A 2,742-nucleotide genomic window follows, 5' to 3' on the forward strand; every position below is an offset into this window, starting at 1 on the left:
GCGGGGGAGGCGGGTGGCGCGGCCGGCGGAATCGCTACCGGTTCACGGTTTTTTAACCTGTTTGATATTGCGATGCAACATGTGCCGGCCATGGCGATGGCCCGCCGCAGGCGGCTGCCGGCCACCGTTGCCCGGTAGAATCAGCGGTTTCCCGTGCTGAGCCGTGCCCACGCCATGACCGAGACCTCCTCTGCCCTGACCCGCCACTACGCCGAGGAACTGGACGCCATCCGCGCCCAGGGCCTGTTCAAGTCCGAGCGGATCATCACCAGCCCGCAGTCGGCCGAGATCACCCTCGACGATGGCCGCACCGTGCTCAACTTCTGCGCCAACAACTACCTGGGCCTGGCCGACCACCCGGACCTGATCCAGGCGGCCAAGGATGCCCTGGACACCCACGGCTTCGGCATGGCCTCGGTGCGCTTCATCTGCGGCACTCAGGACCTGCACAAGCAGCTGGAAAAGCAGATCGCCGACTTCTTCGGCAAGCAGGACACCATCCTGTACGCGGCCTGCTTCGACGCCAACGGCGGCCTGTTCGAGCCGCTGCTCGGCGAGAACGACGCGATCATTTCCGACGCACTGAACCACGCCTCGATCATCGACGGCGTGCGCCTGTGCAAGGCCAAGCGCTTCCGCTACGCCAACTGCGACATGGCCGACCTCGAAGCGCAGCTGCAGGCTGCCGATGCCGCCGGCTGCAAGACCAAGCTGATCACCACCGACGGCGTGTTCTCGATGGACGGCTTCATCGCCCCGCTGGATGAGATCACCGCGCTGGCGAAGAAGTACAACGCGCTGGTCCACATCGACGAATGCCATGCCACCGGCTTCCTCGGCGCCAGCGGCCGCGGCTCGGCCGAAGTGAAGGGCGTGCTGGAGAAGATCGACATCATCACCGGCACCCTGGGCAAGGCCATGGGCGGTGCGCTGGGTGGCTTCACCTGCGCCAGCGCCGAGGTGATCGAACTGCTGCGCCAGCGTTCGCGCCCGTACCTGTTCTCCAACTCGCTGCCGCCGCACGTGGTCGCCGCCGGCATCAAGGCCTTCGAGATGCTGGCCGCCGCTGACGACCTGCGCGACACGCTGGCGCAGAACACCGCCTACTTCCGCGAGAAGATGACCGCTGCAGGTTTCGACGTGAAGCCGGGCGTGCACCCGATCAGCCCGGTGATGCTGTACGACGCGCCGCTGGCGCAGAAGTTCGCCGAGCGCCTGCTGGAAGAAGGCATCTACGCGATCGGCTTCTTCTTCCCGGTGGTGCCCAAGGGCCAGGCCCGCATCCGCACCCAGATCAGCGCCGCGCACACGCGTGAGCACCTGGACCGCGCCATCGATGCGTTCACCCGCATCGGCCTGGAACTGGGCGTGATCAAGGGTTGATGATGCACCGGGGTCGGATCCCTTTCCAAAGGAAAGGGCTCTGACCCCAGCAACAGCGTCCGCGCTACGCGCTCGCCGGGCACGGCCCGGCGCTACCGGCGTGACGCGCTACGCGCATCACTTCTTCTTTTTCTTCTTGTCCTTGGGCTCGTCCTTGCTGGCCACCACCACCGGCTTGGCGGCGGCTTCCTGCACGTTGCCCTTGGCCACGCGGATGCCGTTGGCCTTCATCCAGGCATCGAACTCGTCGGCAGTCATCTTGTGGTCGCCGTCGCTCATCATGAAGCGGTAACTGCCGCGGCCGTCCAGTTCCGGGGTCTTCACTTCCACCACCGGCGTTTCCACCGGGGTTTCTGCCTTGGCCACTTTCTTGTGGCCGCCGCAGGCGGTCAGCAGTGCGAGCGGCAGCAGCAGGCCGGCGCAGCGCAGGGTTCGGTCGAGGGTCGGGTACATGGGCACGCTCCGTTCAAATGAATCGAAAGCCAGGCGCCCCCTACGCCTGGAACGGTGGCTGGCAGCTGCCAGCCGTGGGCCGGACTTCAGCCCGGTGCAGCGGCCCCCAGCCGCTGCTGGTCGCTGACCTCCAGCACCCGCCACTGCCCCTTGCCGAGATCGCCGAGCGCCAGCCCGCCGATCGCAACCCGGACCAGGCGCAGCACCTGCAGGTCGAAGGCCGCCAACAGGCGGCGGATATGGCGGTTGCGCCCCTCTTCGAGGACGACCTCCAGCCATGCGGTCTTGTCGCCGCTGCGCAGCACGCGCACGGCCCGGGCGACCAGGAACTCGCCCTCGTCGTCGATGCCGGCCTGCAGCGCGGCCAGCGTGGCCTCGTCCGGCAGGCGGTCGATCTGTACGTGGTAGGTCTTGTCCGGCCCGGTCTGCGGGTCGGTCAGGCGCGCGGCCCACTGCGGATCGTTGCTGAACAGCAGCAGGCCTTCGCTGGCCTTGTCCAGGCGCCCGACGGGCGCGATCCACGGCAGCCCGGCGCCATCGAAGCAGCGGTAGACGGTGTCGCGGCCACGCTCATCCTGCGCGGTGGTCACCACCCCGCGCGGCTTGTTGAGCATCAGGTACAGGCGCTGCGGCGCCCCCAGCGGCTGGCCGTCCACTTCGATGGGCGGTGCAGGCTGCGCAATCGGGAACTCGGGATCGCGGACGATGCGCCCGGACACCCGCACGCGACCGTCAGCGATCCAGCGCGCGGCTTCGGTACGCGAACAGACACCCGCCTTGGACAGCACGCGCGCCAGGCCATGGCGGACACCGGCGGGTGCGGCAGCGGGCTTCGCACGCCCACGCGGAGCGTGGGAGCGGGCGGCGGGGGGGGGGGGGGGGGGCTGGGGGGGGGGGACAACGGGC

The 2,742-nt window shown here is 68.5% G+C and carries 3 protein-coding genes; 1 reads left to right on the plus strand and 2 read right to left on the minus strand.

The window, feature by feature from the left end:
• The first annotated feature begins 174 nt into the window (after window positions 1–174).
• Entirely contained in the window at window positions 175–1,383 is a 1,209-nt protein-coding gene (gene kbl, locus IAE56_RS20730; RefSeq protein ID WP_200753815.1) for a glycine C-acetyltransferase, read from the plus strand.
• A 117-nt stretch (window positions 1,384–1,500) separates the two neighbouring features.
• On the opposite strand, the gene IAE56_RS20735 is transcribed toward kbl, so the two are convergent.
• The gene (locus tag IAE56_RS20735; protein WP_200753816.1) at window positions 1,501–1,836 is read right to left on the minus strand and encodes a hypothetical protein; all 336 of its coding nucleotides are present in this window, start codon (window positions 1,834–1,836) and stop codon (window positions 1,501–1,503) included.
• A gap of 86 nt (window positions 1,837–1,922) precedes the next feature.
• On the minus strand, window positions 1,923–2,742 hold an 820-nt coding region (locus IAE56_RS20740), incomplete at its 5' end, for a pseudouridine synthase (RefSeq protein WP_234456245.1).

Origin of the sequence: Stenotrophomonas sp. S41 (assembly GCF_016624625.1) — a bacterium.
In the GTDB taxonomy this organism is placed as follows: Bacteria; Pseudomonadota; Gammaproteobacteria; order Xanthomonadales; family Xanthomonadaceae; genus Stenotrophomonas.